Origin of the sequence: Nostoc punctiforme PCC 73102, assembly GCF_000020025.1 — a bacterium.
GTDB lineage: Bacteria > Cyanobacteriota > Cyanobacteriia > Cyanobacteriales > Nostocaceae > Nostoc > Nostoc punctiforme.
Genome location: NC_010628.1, coordinates 66,723 through 87,506, shown reverse-complemented (window position 1 = coordinate 87,506; position 20,784 = coordinate 66,723). Strand labels below are relative to the sequence as shown.

Annotated in this window: 13 protein-coding genes and 1 pseudogene; 6 read left to right on the top strand and 8 right to left on the bottom strand. The window is 40.9% G+C overall.

The genetic code is table 11. The features are described 5' to 3' along the window. Positions 1-42 precede the first annotated feature (42 nt). The gene (gene csaB / locus NPUN_RS00285; protein ID WP_041565092.1) at positions 43-1,080 is read right to left on the bottom strand and encodes a polysaccharide pyruvyl transferase CsaB; all 1,038 of its coding nucleotides are present in this window, start codon (positions 1,078-1,080) and stop codon (positions 43-45) included. A gap of 207 nt (positions 1,081-1,287) precedes the next feature. Between csaB and NPUN_RS00280 the strand changes: the two genes are divergently transcribed. From NPUN_RS00280 to hisA, 3 genes are read left to right on the top strand one after another with little or no spacing between them, the layout of a single operon-like run. Next, entirely contained in the window at positions 1,288-1,623 is a 336-nt protein-coding gene (locus NPUN_RS00280; RefSeq protein ID WP_012406884.1) for a DUF2499 domain-containing protein, read from the top strand. Next, on the top strand, positions 1,620-1,919 hold the full coding sequence (locus tag NPUN_RS00275) for a DUF3593 domain-containing protein (RefSeq protein ID WP_012406883.1): 300 nt from the start codon (positions 1,620-1,622) through the stop codon (positions 1,917-1,919). The genes NPUN_RS00280 and NPUN_RS00275 overlap by 4 nt, the downstream gene beginning before the upstream one ends. A 54-nt stretch (positions 1,920-1,973) precedes the next feature. Further along, positions 1,974-2,747 (top strand): 1-(5-phosphoribosyl)-5-[(5-phosphoribosylamino)methylideneamino]imidazole-4-carboxamide isomerase, encoded by a 774-nt coding sequence (gene hisA / locus NPUN_RS00270; protein ID WP_012406882.1) that lies wholly within the window; start codon positions 1,974-1,976, stop codon positions 2,745-2,747. Positions 2,748-2,809: 62 nt separating this feature from the next. Here hisA and NPUN_RS00265 read toward each other — a convergent pair whose 3' ends face one another. The 7 genes from NPUN_RS00265 to NPUN_RS00235 all read right to left on the bottom strand — a co-directional run bounded on the left by NPUN_RS00265 (position 2,810) and on the right by NPUN_RS00235 (position 11,334). Continuing rightward, on the bottom strand, positions 2,810-4,087 hold the full coding sequence (locus NPUN_RS00265; protein ID WP_012406881.1) for a glycosyltransferase: 1,278 nt from the start codon (positions 4,085-4,087) through the stop codon (positions 2,810-2,812). Positions 4,088-4,497: 410 nt separating this feature from the next. After that, the gene (locus NPUN_RS00260; RefSeq protein WP_012406880.1) at positions 4,498-5,784 is read right to left on the bottom strand and encodes a glycosyltransferase family 2 protein; all 1,287 of its coding nucleotides are present in this window, start codon (positions 5,782-5,784) and stop codon (positions 4,498-4,500) included. Positions 5,785-5,919: 135 nt separating this feature from the next. Then, the gene (locus NPUN_RS00255) at positions 5,920-6,387 is read right to left on the bottom strand and encodes a DUF2141 domain-containing protein (RefSeq protein WP_012406879.1); all 468 of its coding nucleotides are present in this window, start codon (positions 6,385-6,387) and stop codon (positions 5,920-5,922) included. Between the two features lie 76 nt (positions 6,388-6,463). Next, positions 6,464-7,447 carry a glycosyltransferase family 2 protein gene (locus NPUN_RS00250; protein ID WP_012406878.1) on the bottom strand — a complete coding sequence of 328 codons (984 nt, stop codon included), beginning with the start codon at positions 7,445-7,447 and terminating at the stop codon, positions 6,464-6,466. Positions 7,448-7,660: 213 nt separating this feature from the next. Beyond that, on the bottom strand, positions 7,661-8,665 hold the full coding sequence (locus NPUN_RS00245) for an NAD-dependent epimerase/dehydratase family protein (protein ID WP_012406877.1): 1,005 nt from the start codon (positions 8,663-8,665) through the stop codon (positions 7,661-7,663). 207 nt (positions 8,666-8,872) lie between these two features. Then, positions 8,873-10,051 carry an ABC transporter permease DevC gene (gene devC / locus NPUN_RS00240; RefSeq protein WP_041565091.1) on the bottom strand — a complete coding sequence of 393 codons (1,179 nt, stop codon included), beginning with the start codon at positions 10,049-10,051 and terminating at the stop codon, positions 8,873-8,875. Between the two features lie 74 nt (positions 10,052-10,125). Continuing rightward, a complete protein-coding gene (locus NPUN_RS00235; protein ID WP_012406875.1) occupies positions 10,126-11,334 on the bottom strand; it encodes an ABC exporter membrane fusion protein in 1,209 nt (402 codons plus the stop codon). A gap of 1,435 nt (positions 11,335-12,769) precedes the next feature. Between NPUN_RS00235 and NPUN_RS42885 the strand changes: the two are divergent. The 3 genes and pseudogenes from NPUN_RS42885 (at position 12,770) to NPUN_RS00225 (ending at position 20,561) form a co-directional block, all read left to right on the top strand. Beyond that, positions 12,770-13,044 (top strand): annotated as a pseudogene (locus NPUN_RS42885) (hypothetical protein). Between the two features lie 224 nt (positions 13,045-13,268). Continuing rightward, positions 13,269-18,698 carry a type I polyketide synthase gene (locus NPUN_RS00230; RefSeq protein WP_041565090.1) on the top strand — a complete coding sequence of 1,810 codons (5,430 nt, stop codon included), beginning with the start codon at positions 13,269-13,271 and terminating at the stop codon, positions 18,696-18,698. A 135-nt stretch (positions 18,699-18,833) separates the two neighbouring features. Beyond that, entirely contained in the window at positions 18,834-20,561 is a 1,728-nt protein-coding gene (locus NPUN_RS00225) for an SDR family NAD(P)-dependent oxidoreductase (protein WP_012406873.1), read from the top strand. Positions 20,562-20,784: the final 223 nt, after the last annotated feature.

The following is a 20,784-nucleotide window of genomic DNA, read 5'->3' as shown; positions in this document are numbered from 1 at the left end:
AATTAACGATCTAGAATCCCCGTCATTTATGGCTAAGGAGTGTCAAATAAAAGCTTGGCTCAATAACTCGCGGTGGATTAATGCCCTATCTACTAAAGATTGTATTTGGTCTGGTGATAAAGGATCGCCATTAGCATAATGCTCCATCCAAGTTAGACTAATCAAATTGGGGTCATTGGGTAAACTCGCCAAATCCCACCCAGGCATTTCTAAGTCTTCCATAAGACGATTTACCTTGGGGTCATAACTAAGAGCAAAGCAGCGACAACCTTCAGCCGCAGCCATAATCAAGCTGTGTAGTCGCATCCCAATTGCCATCTCCACGCCGCGAAACACACCTTTCAAAAGTTGTGGATCTTCCAGACATAAAATCTGGCTGACATCTTTAAGGTGGGGTTGAATAGCTTCGGCAATACTTAAATCTTCACTTTTTTGAAATGGCAGTAATAAAATGAAAGCCTGCGTAGCTTTTTGAAAATCCACCAAAGCACGAGTTAAATTTGCTAGGCGTGTTTCTGTAAGTTGGGGATGCGATCGCAACGTTACCGCAACTCTCGGCGCAGGTAAATCCCAAAGTCCCGGTACTGGTTTCGATTCCAACGCCCAAACCGGGTCAGGAGCTATAATACAAGGAATTTGCCAATCAGATAATAAAGCAGCGCTGGCGCGATCACGGACACTAACTTTGGTACAATTACCAAAGGTTTGCCGCGCTAACCAACGGGTTTGCGGACGCACCAACGGGCCAATACCCTGCGCCCAAGCAACAGTTTTCAAACCCATTTTCTGCGCCAATGCCATCATTCCCCCATAATAAAAGGGGCTGATAGTGCTGGTAACATCTTGAATAATACTCCCGCCGCCCCAAATCAAGGCATCACTTGAGCGTAAAGCTTGCAGTACAGCTAAGGGAGCCATGCGATCGTAAGTTTCTACATTGTAGCGATCGCGCGTTTCCTCTGGATTTCCCGAAAGTACCACAGGGGTTACGTGAGATGGTAACATTTGCAAGAGCGTTGCTAACAAAGCCTCGTCACCACCATTACCTTTACCGTAATATCCAGACAATAACGCCCGCATCTTGACCATTTTGGATTTTAGATTTTGGATTTTAGATTAACAATTTTTTTTAAAACGTTGATGCCATCCTGCCAACAAAAGATGAATTGTATAGTAGGAAAATAAGGACATAGAAAAACAAAAAGATTAATACTATTGACTCTTAACTCCAGTACAGACGCTAAATTCCGCGTCTTTAATTCCTAACTCATAACTCCTAACTTTCTTATGCACACCCTATCGATTCCCACCTGGATTATTCATATTTCTAGCGTTATAGAGTGGATTGTTGCCATTTGGTTAATCTGGACTTACGGCGAACTCACTAATAACCGCAATTGGTGGGGATTGTCCCTTGCTATGTTACCAGCTTTAGTTAGCGCTATGTGTGCTTGTACCTGGCATTATTTCGACAACGCCGAATCTCTGGAATGGCTGGTAACACTTCAAGCTACCATGACCTTAGTTGGTAATTTTACGCTTTGGGCAGCAGCGTTTTTGATTTGGCGTTCTACCAAATCTTCTAACACTGTTGAACCAGAACCTATCAAATTAGAGCAATGATTTCTAAAGAAACCCTGTTTGCACTTTCACTGTTTCCCTATTTGGGTTTCTTGTGGTTTATCAGCCGGAGTCCGCAAATGCCGCGTTTAGCGCTGTATGGATTTTACGGTACTCTCGTTTTTGTGGCTATCACCATCCCAGCCGGAATTTACGCCCAATTGCATTATGGCGAGTCTTTGGCCAATGTAGATTGGTTGCATGGTGGTGCAGAAGTATTTTTGACTCTTTCTAACATCTTGCTTGTGCTAGGTTTTGGGCACGCTGTCAGGCAATTACAAATCAAAAATCAAAAATAGAAACCCCAGCGCTAGCTAGGGTTTCGATTGCATTGAGTTATGAGGGAGAAATAAATGGATGTAATTCCAGCGATAGATTTACTAGAAGGTCGATGTGTGCGACTGTATCAGGGAGACTACGATCGCTCGCAAGTGTTTAGCGAAAATCCCGTTGATGTTGCCAAACAGTGGGTCGATCAGGGTGCTAATAGACTGCACATAGTTGATTTAGATGGTGCCAAAGCAGGTAAAGTAGTAAACCTGGGGGCAATTGAAGCGATCGCTCACGCGGTGTCAGTACCCATTGAAATTGGTGGAGGATTGCGCGATCGCACCAGCGTGCAACAATTATTCAATCTAGGCATACAGTGGGCAATTCTCGGAACTATCGCCGTCGAACAACCCCAGCTAGTACAAGAACTGTGTGCAGAATTTCCTGGACAGATTATTATTGGCATTGATGCCCGTAACGGTCGAGTCGCAACTCGTGGTTGGTTAGAAACCTCAGAAGTTTTAGCAACCCAACTGGCTGTACAGATGCAAGAATTGGGTGCAGCCGCCATCATTTACACAGATATTCACCGAGATGGTACTCTCATCGGCCCAAATTTAGAAGCTTTGCGAGAACTTGCGGCGGTAATTTCCATCCCGATAATTGCCTCTGGCGGTGTAAGTTCTCTCACCGATTTGTTGAGTTTGTTGGCGTTAGAACCTCAAGGCGTGACTGGCGTAATTGTCGGACGTGCTTTGTATACTGGGGATATTTTACTCAAAGAAGCATTACGAGCGATCGGCCCTGGGCGGATTCAGGATATTCCACCCAATCTAGGTTTTTCTAGTTTTGCTTGACATCTGTCAATATGTAGAGCGATCGCTAGTTATGTAAATACTAGCGATCGTGTTTGTAATCGTTATCGTCTTATACTGCCTGTACCTACCTTCACCTTCTGAGATCCTTCGACGATTTGGTAAAGTTTGTCTTCAAGTTTTTGCATACATGCCGACCAATCAAATTCAAGTATGGAAGGGCGAGCGTGCCGAGTCATATCTGCCTTCAAATCGGGATTTTCTAGAATCGTAATCACCTTTTGAGCGAAGTCTGTGGGGTTGTTAGGTTGGGCAAGAAAACCATTACGACCAGGAAACACCTGTTCTGAAGTTGAGGGTGCAACAACGGCAACTAAAGGGGTTCCAGATGCTAGGGCTTCGTTATTTGTAGTGCAAAAGTTTTCAGTGACAGAGGGATTGACAAAAATATCTGCTCTAGCAAACCAGCCTAAAAGTTCTGTACCGTGGGATTCGCCCCATATAGTAATACCCGATCCAAACTTTTTAGCACGCTCACGAATCTCTTCATCCATCGGGCCACTACCAACAATCACCAGATGAACATCAGGAATTTTGGCAGCTATGACTGGAAAGATATCAAGTAGTTGGTTGACATTCTTTTCCGGGGTAATGCGTCCGACAAACAAAAGAGTTGGTCGGTTATCGTTAGGAATGGGATTGTAACAAATATTGCGCGGATGAAATTTTTCGCAATCGATGCCTTGATAAGGGACATATTCAGCGCGTTGGCATTTCAATTCTTCGTATTTAGTGAGTTGTTCTTTAGAAGAAAAGTAATTGAAGTCATAAGACTCACTAAATTGCTTGACTAAAGTAGGAATGATCGGACGAACTAAGTTAAAGAATTTATCTCCAAAATAATACTTGATATACGCAACGATATCAGTATGGAAAAGTGAGATTATTGGTGTGCCTGTTCTTTTTGCGTATTCGACACCAATTGGACGACCATAACCTTGCAAGAAAAATGAGTATAAACCTCTCATTTGCGCGGCTTCTTCAACCAAGATAATATCAGGCTTAAATTTATCCAGCAACTTGGTATCACTCCAATGCCGATAATTTAACGGTTGAGGAAGAGACTTATAGAATAATAGGGGTTCTGTGGGAAATGCGTAAGCAGAGAAATTGGGAAAAGACTCAATTTCATCCAAACCTGGCATGGGGCGATCGCCAACATTTTTGGGGTAGCGATCGCTGATTTGCGGATGAACTAAAAAAACCTCATGTCCTTGCTCTAGCAACCAACGGACTCGTTGGTGAACTGCGACGGAAACACCAGTCAAGAAAGGAGCATACAATCCTGTAAATAGTGCAATGCGAAGTTTTTGCTTAGTCATAATAAAGAGGAATCTTTCACGAAAATGCTGGTTTTCAATTTAGGATTTACGCAGCTTATGTTTCATGAACATTCTGATCTTCTAGTTCAGAAATTCCCACTAATACGATTAGACTAAGGATTTACGCATTTTCAAATAGCCGAAACTCTCAATTGTGAAGCGGATGTTTGTAAACCTGAATTGGAACTATGAAAACATCCAAATTACTAAGTCAAAATTCCCCTTAATATATTTGTCTAAACCCTTGTCATTTATGCAAATACATTTTGATAAGTAACAAGGAAAATCATGTATTCTGACAAGGTTTATAGCTAATATAGTTGTACTAAATATAAGATAATATAATTTGAAGACTAGGGAATGTTTAGTGTAATAACTTTCATGCCCTAGTTCATATTTAGCGATTTAATTCAAAGAGAAACCTTGCTATCAATGGGCTGATCTAACCATTGATAAGGGCGATATTCCACTAGCCGGACATTCCAAGGCCCTTGAACCCGATAAGAGACACCGCGCCAGGTGACTGTTGAGATCCAAATGGATGATAGCATCGCTAGCCCATAAACCCACTGTGTTAGCGGAATCCCAATCAACATTTTAATGATTGTAGCACCCGATAATTTTGCGTAGACGTGCAACGGCTTGTCGATAGACATCGCCTGGTCATTAGAGCGAACCACTCGCTGTATTTCTAATTCCAACACGAGCATTATCAAAAGTAGTCCGACAGTATAGACACTGTAGCAGCCTAATAAGACAACCGCAGCTTCCCATTTTGCCTGTAAGAAGGACTCTAGAACTAAGATGATCAGTGCAGTAGGAAACAAAATGCTAGAAACAGCTTCACTAACTAAAGCTAACCAACGTGGGTGATACAGTCGGGAATAAAGTATCAGGCGCTTAAGATAGTCGATTAAGTTGGATAAATCAGTCTCTTCACGATTGACAATTAGTAGCGAAGGCACAAACTTTACCTGCAACCCATGTTTTTTGAGAATGTCGTGCATCATAAAATCTTCGCCTAAAGCTTGTCCCCACTTATCTAGCAGTTCTGTTTGGCGAAGTACTTCTGTTTTCACAGCCAAACTCCCACCCCAAGGAATCTGGAAGATAAACATTTGCACAACTGTGGATACATTACCGATGTACCGCACTAAAGATCCCCAATACCTACCTGTAGGTACATACCAACGATTACCTGTTGTCGCCCCTATTTTGGCATCACCTAAAGGACTGACTAATTCTCGCAGCCAATTGACATGGACTATGGTGTCAGCATCTACTAAGGCAACCACCTTGTAGGAATCATCCAACTCACGGACAGCTTGGACTAAGGAACTACATTTGAGACTACAATTGTTGCGTACTATTCTCAAAGGGCTAATTTGAACGTTGGTCGCTTCTTGCTCTGTGATGCTTTCACTGGCAATTTTCCAAGCGGGGTCTTCGTGACTATCAACGATCAATTTTAAATCATACTGTGGATAGTTTTGGTTCAGGAGCGATCGCAAACATCTAGGCAAAAACGGATCGGCTCCGCGTAAGCAAAGAATCACTGCTGTTTTGGGTAACTGATCATCTGGTAATAAGTTTTTTTTAGATGAGCGCAGATACCATATAAAAACAAGCGTTAAACACACCTGAATAACCAGCCAACCCATCAAAGACTTAGACAGAAATATTGCCAAATCTTCCATTAAATTTTTAGTCTCCGGTAGAATATCGGCTTGTTTATATGTAGGTGTGATCTAAACCGTAATTCTGAATAATTGGTAATTAGGGGAGAGGTGACAGGGAATAATCTGTACCCTGTAACCTCTCCTCTATGACCTTTATGAATCCAGCGAATACTTCATGATAATGTTGACTGTTGTATTTTTATTTACAACAAAACTGGCATCACGAAATTTTGGTGTACCTGTTTGTATTGACACAGTTGGGTTTTTGGAAATTCCAAAACCTTCTGTGGGAATACCAAAAAAGTCTTTATTGAGTTTATAATCGCCATTTTGATCGTCAACAACGGCGACAGCATAAGTTCCAGGCTTCAAACCGGAGAAATCTTTTCTAACAGAATTGCCAGTAATCTTAGCGCAGCCACTTTGAGATCCACTAGAATTACTCATCGGAAATCCTTTTTCACTTGCGTAAACTCTAAAGCAAATCTCACCTTTTTTGTGTTGTATGCCATTTACCACAACACTAAGTGTTGCAGTTGGTTCTGCATTCACTGTTTTACCAAAGCTGAGGCTCACTAAAGTAGCAAGTAAAACATGAGACAAATGAAATCGTTTCAGCATAATTTTGTAGTGGAAAATAGGTAATTTTGGGTTTGAGAACAAGCTATATTTACCAGCTTTTTCTGAACTGATTGGTTCAATGTATGACTTGATGTTTTCCAATTGCTGCTGGTTGCCGGCCTTTCCAAAGCACTTGCAGCACTCTTAGTAAATCTTTCAGCAAAAGATATTCTGCCCCTTTTAACTGCTGATGTAGGCTTCTATAACAACAAAGTCGCTCATTAAAACTCAGGGGACTACGCCATATAGAGAGTAGATACTCCCAAATTATTCTCCAATGTGGCAATAAAATTTGTCCTTTCTTTGCTGAATCAAACCACACTGCATAAGCATAGAAATCAGGTAGCATACTCAATGAGGTTTTTTTAGTGTTGTTAGCAAACAACAAATAATTAGGGAAATACATACTCATTGATTGTTGCGGATGGCTTCTGGCACAAAATAGGTATTCAGGGATTTCATAAAACCTGCCAAGAATACCAAGTCTTAACAAGAGAATTCCATCTGCATTACCGTAACCACCCATAGGCGGTATCATTCTCAGGGCACTGGCACGAATTACACCGTAACATTGATAACATAAATGCTTGGTCAGCAATTCATGAAAACGCTCGTGTGGTTTTAGGGCATCTGCCTTGAGTTTGATATCGTAGTTTTGGAGGAAATTTCCCTGTTCATCAATGAAATATGTTTGGGAGTGACACAAGATTATGCTAGGGTCTTGGTCAAGTACCTCAACACACTTCTTGATAAAATCTGGAGCATGTAGATCGTCATAAGCGGCCCATTTAAAGTACTCACCCGAAGACAATTTAAAGACGCGATTGAAGTTACGAGCGCAACCGATATTCTTGTCATTGCGGTAGTAACAGATACGTTGGTCTTTCTCGGCATAAGCTCTACAAATTTCCTCAGTTTTATCTGTAGATGCATTATCTGAAATAATTAGCTCAAAATCTTCAAAAGTCTGAGCCAAGAGTGAATCTATGGCTTCTTTGATAAATTTTTCGCCATTGTATACAGGTAATCCGATGCTCAATCGTGGCTGATTGCTACTCATAACAAGTATTCGGAAAATCTGTGGATTATTTTATGCTCAATTGCAGACAATTGTTAGGCAGATGCAACGTAGCCATTGAAAATTCAGAAGCCAGAAGTCAGAATCCAGAATAATTTGATACTTTAAGCTGAATAAAATCAATCAACCGTGCTATAGCCTATTGATTTTATAATCATCCTGAATTATGACTCCTGAATTCTTAAAATCTGTTGACTATTTAATCAAGCTTTGAATATCTGTTTTTTGCAGCCATTCATGTGTTCGCTGCATTCCTTCTTCTAGGTGAATTGTTGGTTTATAATTTAACATGCTTTGTGCTTTGACAATAGAACAAGCATAAGGACGAGTCATAAAATCTATAGACTCTGGTAGGATATCAACTTTTTTTCGAAAAAGTTTTTGTCCTTGAACACGTAGCTTTAGAAACAACTTGATTTCATCTTTCGGTAATGAAAGGGGTGCTGATAAACCTTCCATTGCTGCTAAACGCATAAAATACTCTTTCCACGAAGTTTCTTGTCCGTCGGTGATATTAAATATTTCACCATAGGTTTCTTTTTCTATCGCTAGAAAGATGCCATCAATCAGATTATCTATGTATACATGATTAATAACTCCTTTGCCATCGTTAGCACAGGCAAATAATTTTTGACGCATCATCAGAACTGGTCTGACTATCCAGGGTATACTTCCTGGGCCGTAAACATCTCCAGCTCGAATAACAATGATGCCAAAATCTGGAGGATTATTCAGTTCTAAAACTGCTGTTTCGGCTTCTATTTTCGTTTCACAGTAAGGATTATTTTCGCCAGAAAGTGGCCCAGATTCTGTAACACCATTAGGATAGTTGAAACCGTAAACCATTACGCTGGAAAGATGCACAAATGTTTTGACACCAGCCTGTTTAGCGGCTTTAGCCATGTTGACAGTACCACCAACATTGACATCACGGAAATTCTTAATTGCGCCAGCTTCTTCGGCAAGTTGATCTGTATGTAAAACGATATCTACTCCCTGACAAGCCTTTTGAGCAATAGTAGAATCTGTGATACTACCAATAATTATCTCAACACCTAAATTCTGTAATTGTTTGTTTTGTTCTGTAGAACTTTTAAGTCCACGAACCTTCATTCCTTGTGCGATGGCTAACTCGGCTGTACGCAAACCGACAAATTCATCAATTCCCGTAATTAGCAGGGTTTTATCTTTGAGGTTCATAAAATCGGAATTATTGTTAAATGGGTGAACTTGACTTGTTAGATAAAAAACTGAAAATTCATACCAAATTTAAATTCCGGTAAAGGCTTTTAATCTAAAATCTAAAATTGGTATAAAGAAGAATTTTTCTGTGGAGAGCCTGAACCAACGCTTAGTTATTAGTCTATATCATGGCAAAAAATTTGATTATTTTGATGCAACGAATAGCTAGAAAATATCTCCCGGATCTGCGGAGCGGAGTTTGTTGATAGCAAGCGCTCCTGATGTTATACACATTAAAACTGTTGAAGTTAAGACAATCACTGCATTATTAGTTGTCATAACTATTGGTAGTTTAGTGGCTTCTGCGGCAAAACTATATAACAAGACAGAAGTAATGAATCCTGGAATATACCCTAAGATTGCCAAAATTAAAGCTTGCTGAAATACGACATTCAATAAATAGCTATTGGCATAACCTATGGCTTTCAAAGTGGCGTAAGCAACGAACTGAGTTGCAATATTGCTGTAAAGAATTTGATAAACAATAACCACACCAACAACCGCAGCCATTGTCAACATTAAGTTAAGAATAAAACCAATGGGTGTTCTAACAGCCCAATAGTTTTTTTCAAAATCAATGAAGCCTTGACGGGTAAAAACTTGGACATCACTAGGCAAATTTGCCTGTAAATTTTTCAGTACTTTTTCGGCATTAGCGCCAGGTTTGAGTGAAATCAAACCAATATCTATCATATCTGCCGGACGAGTATTGGGATTTATCCTCAAAAAAGTGGAGTCACTAACAAGTAAATTTCCGTCTACTCCAAACGAAGGACCTAATGTGAATAAACCACCTATTCTCACTCTATAGCCAATCAATGAACTGTAGGGAAATATTTCAATTGTCTGTGCAGTTTCTCCCCCATTAAATTTTTCTGCTATTGGGCCAAACTCTGGGCGAGAACCCCGGTCAAAAAGCACGACATCGGGAATTTTGAGTTTATCTAAATTTTTCTCCACTTCTGGGAGATTCATCACAGGTCTACCTGGATCGAAACCAATAACATATATTGAATATTTTTCACTAGTTGCAGGATTTTTCAGTTTGGCAAATTGCAAATACATGGGGCTAACTGACTCTACGCCATCAAACCCCAGGGATTGGTACAAACGAGTGCGTGAAAAACTTTGATTTGAGGTCAAAGATTTATATTGCGAACTCACTAAAAATAAATCTCCTTTGAGATTCTGATGCACAGCAGTTGCACTGGAATAAAGAGCATCTTGAAAGCCAAGTTGCACAAACATTAGCAGTACAATAAAACCAATCCCGGCTACAGCTACTAGTAAACGAACTTTTTGCTGCGCTAGCTGTAGCCATCCTAAAGGAATTTTGAAATTCATGGATTTATTTGTCATTTGTCATTGGTCATTTGTCATTGGTCATTTGTCATTTGTGAATGACCTATGCCCTATGACTAAATATGAATGGCGACATCCACTTGTAAGTTAGTTAAACGAGCGACCTTTTCACTATCTGCGGGATTATCGATGGAGATTTTCACTTCAACTATTCTGCGGTCTGTATCTGAACCAGGGTTTATGCTGAAGATGTTTTGCTTGTCAACTTGCCAACCAATTTCTTTTACAGTTCCTTTTATTGTTCCAGTAAATGCAGTGCTGGTAATTGTGGCTTTTTGTCCTACACGCACTTTTTGAACATCGGTTTGATACACCTCTGCAATGACATACATTTGAGATGTTTTACCTATCTCAGCAAATCCTCTACTGGTGCTGATGACTTCTCCGGTTTTGGCGTGAATTTTTAAAATTTTGCCATTTATGGGAGATTTGATGTAACTTAAATCCAAGTCGGCTTTTGCTTGTTGAACAGAAGTTGTGGCACTGTTGACTTCGGTTTGCGCGACCTGAACATCTACACTACGCACTTCGCTAATACTGGTGAGTTGTGCTTGTGCTTGCTTGCGTTGTTCTTGAAATGTGTCTTGAGTTCGCTTGAGGGTGGCTTGGGCTTCTGATAGCTGCTGTTGTGTAGTCTTGAGTTGCAAAGCTTTGGTATCTGCTACAGAAGCAGCGATCGCACCTTGTTTATATAATTGCTGATAGCGATTGTTCTCAGCTTGAGCATTATCTACCTCAGCCTGGATACGGGCAATTGTCGCCTCTTGAGTTGCAACATCCCCTTTATATTGTGGCTCTAAACGTGCGATCGCTGCCTTTTGAGCATCGATATCTCCGGTTTTCGCTCCAGATTTAACCTGCGCTAGTTTCGCTTTGGCAACTTGCAGTTGGTCTAAAGCCTGTTGCAATGCGGTTCTAGAACGACCATAGTTTTCTAGATAAGCTAATAATTGCCCTGCTTTAACCGTCTCTCCTTCTTTCACCAACAGTCTATCTACTCTCACCCCATTATTAGAAGCAGGAGCAGTCAAAGAAGTAACTTCGCCTTCTGGCTCCAAACGTCCCAAAGCGGTTACAGCAAGTTTTACAGGCGTGGCAGCTTTGGGAGGGTTCGCTGCTGGTGTTACAACTTTAGGTTTAGACCAAAATGGAACTAAACTATAAAAAGCTATTAATCCGGCTGCTAAGGTTAGAGAAGCTGCTAAAATTAGTTGCGATCTACCTACGGGTTTTGTGAATAATCGGCTTTCTTTATTTACTGCCATCTTTTCATTCCAATTCTGCTTTTTTAGGGGATAGCCTGGTTATATTTAGTCCATTAGAATAGACTCATCCACAAATTACTTAGAGGGCTTTTCCTCTAAGGTTTCTACCTTAATCAAGTGAATGTATCTAAAGTGGTTTTATATGAATTGTTGTACGCTTTTGCCGCCCAAAATTACTATTGTGGCGTGAAAATTAATGGTGGTGTTACTTCAAAGCTTCCTAAGTTATATCCTAATTTGACATCTAATCCAGTAGCTTAAAATACAATAACGCTAACCAGAAATTTTAACTCTCAAGAACAACGAAGCGCCGATAAAAATGAACTCAAAGTTTGGATAAACTTGTTATTAACAATGGCATAAAAATTGAATTTTGTCAATCGATTATCTTTGCAGAAGTCCTGATTCTCTCACTAAAATATTTCATCACAATTTGATATTACTAACAGATTGTTGTTATTAAAGTTGTGTGTTATAAAACATTTTTATCAGCTTTGTTCATAGTAATTAAAGGCATGAAGTGATACTTTTGGTGCGTTACGTCAACGCATACAGCAGAATTCAGAATTCAGGAGTAAAACATACTTTATCAGGACTTACGCAAAATCATGAAAAAACGAATCGCAAAGGATGCATAGACACGGAGTGGCTCTCAGGATAGGACACAAAGAAATAAGAGTTTCAGGGAGTTTTTGCGTAAGTCCTATTTATATCTGGGTAACAGACTTAGCTTATGTACTTAACCAACTTGAAATATGCTGTATTTAAAAATACGCGAGTATATTGTGACGCAAGCTTATTTACCTTTAACAGATGTAATTATGATTATGTTTATCAAGTAACATATTAAAAATTAACATTTGCTTTATAAATAACTGCTTTGCTTCTTAGCTTGACTTATATTGAAAAATAACCCAAAACTTTGACTCAATTATGATGTTTCTCTGAGAAAACACATTTATGGTTCTTCAGTTTATCTATGTATTCATGGAATTGTTACTTACTAGACAACAGATTTACATGGTTAACTTAATTCAGCACAAATTTATGATTAATGCGTAGATAACAAAATATCTGGCACATTTATAGAGTTATAAATTATACTTTTTTGCTTAATTTTATTTAACTTAACATCAGTAATTGTGGATGTTTCTTTATAAAATAACTTTAAAGAAATGATTTAGTTTCTGTAAAGTATGTTAGTGTTTTTATTAATTCAATGCTTTAAAGTGGTTAGAGAAACTAGTTATTTAATTAAGATTTTTAAATTAAAAATAACTAAAGATAACTGCTTCTCGATTATCGTCTGCTCGTTTTATTACTTTTTCAACTTGCATAAATTCGGTTTAAAGGTGGTGTCTTTTATGTAACGAACTTGTCAACTTTCCTAGTTCAAATAGCATAAAATACATTATCCCGAACGTTGAAATTGGCTATGACTATAGAGATACAGAACGTTGTCATTAACAACAGCTATGTTGCTGTGGTTAGGCTAGATAATCAAAAGCTTTCGGGTGAAAAAACATTTCTGTTCTCTTAGCTACTCCTCAGTTTCCATCACTCCAGTAGGATACCATTACTCAAAATCTCTACCATTACAAATGGATTAAATTCACTGGTCAAGCAGCTATTACACTCCAAGACTATTTTACCAGTTTTAACAACGTTATTGACCTATTGCCACAATTTCAAGAGTCTAGCGTTGGATAACATTTTTTCGCGATGTCTACGACGGGCTACGCCTACGCAGTATGCCAAAGTCGCCTGGAAACATAAGGCTTTACCCCGGCAGTATGTATCGTGTGGTGTCGATTTGGAGACAAGCATTTAGCAAAGATAAGATAGCTAACTGCTTACAAAACCAGAGTTTTTCATTAATTAGTAGGCAACAGAAATTACTGTAACTACACAATCCACAGTACTAACTATGCCCTATGTCTGCTTATTCAATTGATACTGCCTTAGCGGAGTTAGAAAGCCTTATCAATAATTGTGAAAAGGCTGTGATGAGGTCTATAGAGGAAAAAAACATGAAATCAGACAAATCAGATAAATCAGTGTCAATCAACAGAATTAACAGACAATTACAACACAACCCTATCGCCATCGTTGGGATGGCTTCTCTATTGCCTCAAGCCAGAAATTTACGGGAATACTGGCAAAATATAGTAAACAAAATTGACTGTATTACTGATGTTCCTTCCACTCACTGGAGTGTCGAAGATTATTACGATCCGAATCCTAGAACTACTGAAGACAAAACCTACTGTAAAAGAGGTGGGTTTCTTCCAGAGGTAGATTTTAACCCGATGGAATTCGGCATACCACCCAGCATTTTAGAAGTCACAGATGTATCGCAACTATTAAGTTTAGTGGTTGCGAAAGAGGCGATGGAAGATGCAGGTTATGGTGAAAAACGTGAGTTTAACCGCGAAATGGTTGGGGTAATCTTAGGCGTGGCTATGGCCAAGCAATTAGGAATGCCACTTTCTGCGAGATTGGAATATCCGATTTGGGAAAAAGCGCTCAAAAGCAGTGGTTTATCTGATGAAGATACGCAAAAAATCGTTGATAAAATCAAAAGCGCTTATGTGAAGTGGGATGAGAACGCTTTCCCTGGAATGTTAGCGAATGTAGTCGCGGGTAGAATTGCCAATCGCCTAAATTTTGGCGGGATGAATTGTGTTGTTGACGCGGCTTGCGCTAGTTCCTTCGGTGCTTTAAAAATGGCAATTAGTGAGCTAGTTGAGCATCGCTCTGACATGATGCTAACTGGTGGTGTTGATACCGATAACACCATCATGGCTTACATCTCGTTCAGCAAAACACCGGCGGTTTCTCCTAGTGAAAATGTCAAACCTTTCGATGCTAAATCTGATGGGATGATGCTGGGTGAAGGTATCGGGATGATTGTCCTCAAACGGTTAGAAGATGCTGAACGGGACAACGATAAAATATATGCCGTAATTAAAGGTATTGGTACTTCTAGCGATGGACGTTACAAGAGCATTTATGCTCCCCGCAAAGAAGGCCAAGTCAAAGCCTTAGAACGTGCTTATGAAGATGCCGGCTTCTCTCCCGCTACTGTTGGTTTAATGGAAGCACATGGCACCGGGACAATGGCTGGAGATCCGACAGAATTCGGTTCTTTAAAAGACTTCTTTGATGTGCATGATGACAAAAAGCAGCATATCGCTTTGGGTAGTGTGAAATCGCAAATCGGACACACAAAAGCGGCTGCGGGTGCGGCGAGTTTGATTAAAACTGCTTTGGCTTTACATCACAAAGTATTACCACCCACAATTAACATCACCGAGCCGAACCCCAAACTCAACATTAAAAATTCATCCTTTTATTTGAATACCCAAACCAGACCTTGGATTCGTCCAGAAGGGGAAGCACCAAGACGTGCAGGTGTAAGTTCCTTTGGATTTGGCGGAACCAACTATCACGTTGTTTTGGAAGAATATGAAGCTGACCAAAACGCCGCTTACCGCTTACATAGTGATGCTAGTGAAGTGCTGTTGTTTGCTCCTACAGTAGAGCAATTGTTGAGCAAGTCGGAAGATATTTTAGGTAAGTTGCGTTCACGAAGTGACTCCGGAGGAGTATCGCCTGAAGCGATAACATATTACGCGCAATTAGTCAAGAAATGCAAGTCGCCACAGATTCCCCTCTCTGCTCCCAGATTTGGGTTTGTCGCTGAAAATCTCGAAGAAGCTTGCAAGTTTCTGCAAACTAGCATTGACTGGCTGAAACTCAAAGGAACAGCAGCATCTTGGGAGCATCCCCAAGGGATTTATTACCGTTCCTCTGGTATGGAATTGGGTGGAAAAGTTGTCTCTCTATTTTCTGGTCAAGGTTCGCAATACTTGGAGATGGGACGCGAACTGGTAATGAATTTTCCTTTGATGCGCCGTCTTCATGGCTATATGGATAGCCTGTTGCTCAAAGATAATTTGCAACCGTTGTCAGAAATCGTTTTCCCTCATCCTGTGTTTGGAGAGGCAGAAAAGAATGTCCAAGTTGCTGCCTTGCAACGCACAGAATACGCTCAACCAGCCATCGGGGTGTTGAGTGCAGGGATGTACAGCATACTGCAACAAGCTGGATTTAAGTCAGATTTTGTTGCCGGTCACAGCTTTGGTGAACTAACAGCGCTATGGGCTGCGGGGGTTTTGAGTACAGAAGATTACTTGTTCTTGGTGAAAGCTAGGGGGCAAGCAATGGCTGCACCCGAAGATCCAGATCATGATGCGGGTAGTATGTTGGCTGTCAAAGAAGACATCAGCAAAGTGGAAGCAGTGCTGAGGCATTTTCCCCAAGTTGCGATCGCTAATCAAAATTCCCCAACTCAATTTGTCTTGGCTGGCCCTACCGCAGAAATAGCGAGAATCAAAGAGGCTTTACACGAGAAAGGATATACGGCTGTATTGCTACCTGTTTCAGCAGCTTTCCATACACCGCTAATCGCCTTTGCTCAGAAATCATTTGCGATCGCAACCAAGTCTGTTAAATTCCAAAGTCCCAAAATCCCTGTTTACAGCAACGTTACTAGTAAGCAGTATCCCAAGGAAGCCCAAGGTATTCAAAAGATTCTGGAAACGCACCTTTCTAACTCGGTGCTATTTAAACAGGAAATTGAAAATATCTATGCGGCGGGTGGTACTTGCTTTGTGGAATTTGGGCCGAGGAGAATTCTTAGCAACTTGGTGAAAGAGATTCTTGGCGATCGCCCACATATTACCGTATCTTTGAACCCCAGTACTCAAAAGAATAGCGATCGCTCTTTACGGGAAGCAGTTGTGCAGTTGCGGGTAATTGGTTTGGCTTTGAATAACCTCGATCCTTATCAACTTCCTCAAACTATTCCCCCAATTGAGACGAAGAAGACATTAAATGTACGTTTAAACGGCATCAACTACAGATCCGAAAAAACGAAAAATGCCTTTGCTCTAGCTTTGCAGGATGGGCATAAAGTCACATTACCTACACCCGAATATCCTGATGCGGCTCCTTTGTTTAGCAGCCCAGGTGTAACTCCACCTCTAGCAGTGATAGAAACTAACGGACATAAAAAAACCACTCCTGTAATGAACGGTGTGACATCTAATATCATCACCCAGCCAGAGCAACAGATGAATCCTGTTACCCTGCCACAACCAGTCCAGGAATCTAAGATGCAACCAACACCAGAAAAGCTTACAAATTACGAACAACTTTTAGCAAGTTTAGAATACCTCCTGACACAGTTTCAGGAAAATCAAGCCGAGAATTTACAAGTTCACGGTACTTATCTCAACCATCAAATGGAATATGCTAAAGCGTTTTTCCAACTGATGCAACAGCAGAATTCCTTGTTGAGCGAAAGTAAATCAACAGCCGAAACTGCCAAAATGAAGCTAGTTGTCATGGAAAGCTTAGAGCGTAGCATGATGCAGTTTCATTCCCAACAAAGTGAAACTCTACGCATCCATGAGCAATATCTTCAAGAGCAGTTGGAATATACTAAGAGCTTTTTCCAACTCATACAGCAAGAGTATTCTCAAATTATCTCTGGTGAGGGAGTAACTCAACTAACAGAGAAACTAAGCGATGCAGTACGCCATCATTTCACAACAGAAACAACTGTTACTGATGCACCTACCAAGATAGTAGAAAGTCAGCCTTTACCCGTAGCTATTACCCAAGAACCTCTCCCGGCTGCTGTAGAGCCTGTAGTTGAAACTCCTGCCCCAATACAGACGCGATCAATCGCGTCTCTACCGACTCCGCACTTCGCCACTGTCGAGACAGTAGAGCCTGTAATTGCGCCACCTGTCCCAGTAGTAGAACCTCAAGCTGAGGTTGTAGTCAAAATTAGCGCACCTCCAGTCGAGGAAGTTGTTGCATTCACCCCAGAACCAGCACCTACAACTGCTGCACCTGTATCTGGCGCAACCATCGATATTGTCGACTTGGATAAAAACCTCTTAGCCATCACCAGCGACAAGACCGGCTACCCAGTCGAGATGCTGGAAATGGATATGGACATGGAGGCCGATTTAGGAATTGACTCCATCAAACGGGTGGAAATCTTAGGGGCGCTACAAGAAATGTACCCCAACCTACCCAAGCCCAATTTAGAAGAACTGTCAGAAAAACGCACCATCGGTCAAGTTGTAGAGTATCTGCAATCTCACGCTTCCAAAAGTGTTTCTGTAGAAATTGCCATTCACGAAGTACAACAAACAACCGAGATTTCAGTAGAGGTTGCACCAGTAGTTGAGGTAGTCGTTGCACCGGAACCAAGCGTGGTTGTTGCATTCACCCCAGAACCAGAAGTTGCTTCTTCTACAAGTGATGAATTTGCAAACTTAGGTGAAACCCTGTTAGCCATCACCAGCGATAAGACCGGCTATCCAGTAGAGATGCTGGAACTGGAAATGGACATGGAGGCGGATTTAGGGATTGACTCGATTAAACGGGTGGAAATCTTAGGGGCGATGCAAGAAATGTACCCCAACTTACCCAAGCCAAATATCGAAGAACTCGGAGACCTCCGCACCATCGGTCAAATAGTTGATTACCTACAGCAGTTGGCTGGAGGTGAAAAAAAAAAGTCTGAGCCTGAGTTTGTCCAACAGCAGCCACCGGAATTAGAGCATAATATCCCGCGCTATACTGTCAAACTCAGAAGCCTAGCACAGCCTGATTATTTGGATTTCACGTTACCAGAGGGACACATCGGTTTAATCACCGATGATGGTTCCCTCACCACCTATAAATTAACTGAATCCCTAATCGAGAAAGGCTGGAAAGTAGTAGTTATCAGCTTCCCCCAATCGCTCATCGCCCAACAAGCGCCTTTACCTACAGGAGTAACCCGCGTCACCTTAGCAAACTTGAGTGAAGAACATCTTCAACAACAATTGCAAGCGATCGCATCTCACTGCGGAGCGATTGGGGCCTTCATCCATCTACATCCGATGTTTGTAGGAAATCACACCGGGAGTATTTCTTATAACGAATCAGAAAAGGCGATCGTCAAGCACGTATTTTTGATGGCGAAACACCTCAAACCCTCCCTCAACGAAGCCGCAAAGCATGGACGTAGTTGTTTCTGCACAGTTGCTCACCTTGATGGAGCCTTCGGCTTAGAGTACAAAGTCAACTTCGGTGCGATCGGTGCTGGTTTATTTGGATTAACCAAAACTCTGAGATGGGAATGGCCCAAAGTTTTCACTCGTGCGATCGACCTAAGCCCCAGGCTTGACGCTAAACAATCAGTACAAAACATCATCGCCGAACTTCACGACCCCAACCTTTATATAAGTGAAGTTGGCTACGGCTCACAAGGACGAGTCACCATTATCGCCGATTAATCTCTTCTCTCTGCGCTCTCTGCGTCTCTGTGCTTCGTTTAAAAAAACCGCAGAGGCGCAGAGGACACAGAGAAAGAGATAAGAGAGCATCTTTTAATTACGAATTGCGAATTACGAATTAATCCCAGAGGATTTATGACACAAACAGCCCAGCTTAGTCCATCATCTGTCTTTGTCGTGAGCGGCGGTGCAAAAGGGATTACGGCTGAGTGTACTATCAGATTAGCCCAACAGCAACCCTGCAAATTCATCCTCCTCGGTCGCTCCGAACTATTAGAAACCGAGCCAGATTATGCTCAAAATTCTGATGAATCCGCATTGAAAAAATGCATCATGGAAAATCTTCTTTCTCAAGGAGAGAAGCCCACACCCATGAATGTGCAAAAAATATATAACAAAATTACCTCTAGCCGCGAGATTAAAAAGACCCTAGCAGCAATTGAAAAAACAGGAGCTAAAGCAGAATATATCAGCGTCGATGTCACAGATACGCCAGCTTTACAAGAAAAACTTGCCACTGCTGTCCAACACTTCGGCGCAATTACCGGAATCATCCACGGGGCTGGAAACTTAGCTGATAAGTTAATTGAAAAGAAAACAGAAGATGATTTTGAAAAAGTTTACACAGCTAAAGTTCAAGGCTTAGAGAACCTCCTGGCTTGCGTTAACCCTAATCAACTTCAGCATTTAGTTTTGTTTTCTTCAGTAACAGGCTTTTACGGCAATCCCGGACAATCTGATTATGCGATCGCAAATGAAATTCTGAACAAATCAGCCCATATATTTAAGCAAAGTTATCCCTCATGTCATGTAGTCGCTATCAACTGGGGCGCTTGGGATAGTGGCATGGTGACAGCAGAATTAAAGAAGATTTTTCAAGAGCGAAAAATTGACATAATTCCCATTGCAGTTGGGGCACAAATGCTTGTGAAAGAAATGGATAATACCAATCATGAAACCTCACAAGTTGTTATTGGTAGTCCACTAGTTCCACTTGCGGCGGAGTTAGATCCAGAATTACGAACCCATCGTATTCGTCGCCAAATGACATTGGAGGCTAATCCATTTTTGCACGATCATACGATTGCTGGTTCTCCAGTTTTACCAGCAACTTGTGCAATGACCTGGAGTATCAACGCTTCTGAACAATTATATCCTGGTTATCGGTTGTTTTATTACCAAGACTTCAAAGTTTTGAAGGGAATTACTTTCAATGAAACATTAGCAAAGGAACATATTTTAGAAATAGAAGAAATTTCCAAAGTCAACCTTGAAAGAATCGAACTCAAAGCCAAAATTTCGAGTAAAAACCTAGAAGGAAAAACCCATTTTCATTTTAGCGCTCAACTCAATCTCCAGCGTGAAATCCCAGATGCACCCATCTATGAATCTCTCAATCTCGAACCAGATAACATCATCACTGCTACCGGAAAAGATTTTTACCAAAATGGTGGGGCGACTTTATTTCATGGCCCCGGTTTTCAAGAAGTTAAAAGAGTTTTAAACATCAGTCCCGAAAAAATTACTACAGAATGTCTTTGGCCAGAACTCACCGCAAAAGAACAAGGACAATTCCCTGTCCAATGGGTAAATCCTTACACAACTGACTTGAGTATGCACGCTTTATGGATTTGGACACAACATTTCCATGAAGAAGGTTGTTTGCCAGGAAAAGTAGAAAAATTTGAACAGTTTGAGATGATACCACATAATGAAACATTTTACGTTTCTTGTGAAGTAAAATCCAAGACACCAAGTAGTGCGATCGCAAACTTTATCATACACGATCGCCAAGGAAAAATATACTCACGAATGCTCGGCGCTCATGCCATTATTTGGTCAATGAAAATGCTTAGAAGTTAGTAATCTGCTAAGTTGTAAGTTCGTAGTAAGGACTTTATTTCTTTTTTCTAAGTACAGCTTTGCGTGAAATATTGGCGAATTGAGGGTTTAAATTTAAACGCAAAGGGGCGCAAAGGGAGACGCAAAGGTTCGCAGAGAATCTGCTAGAAATCTTGTATTAAGCAATAAAGTCTTTACTGCAAACTATCAAAGCTAGCTTAATCTTAGGATTGCTATAACTTGC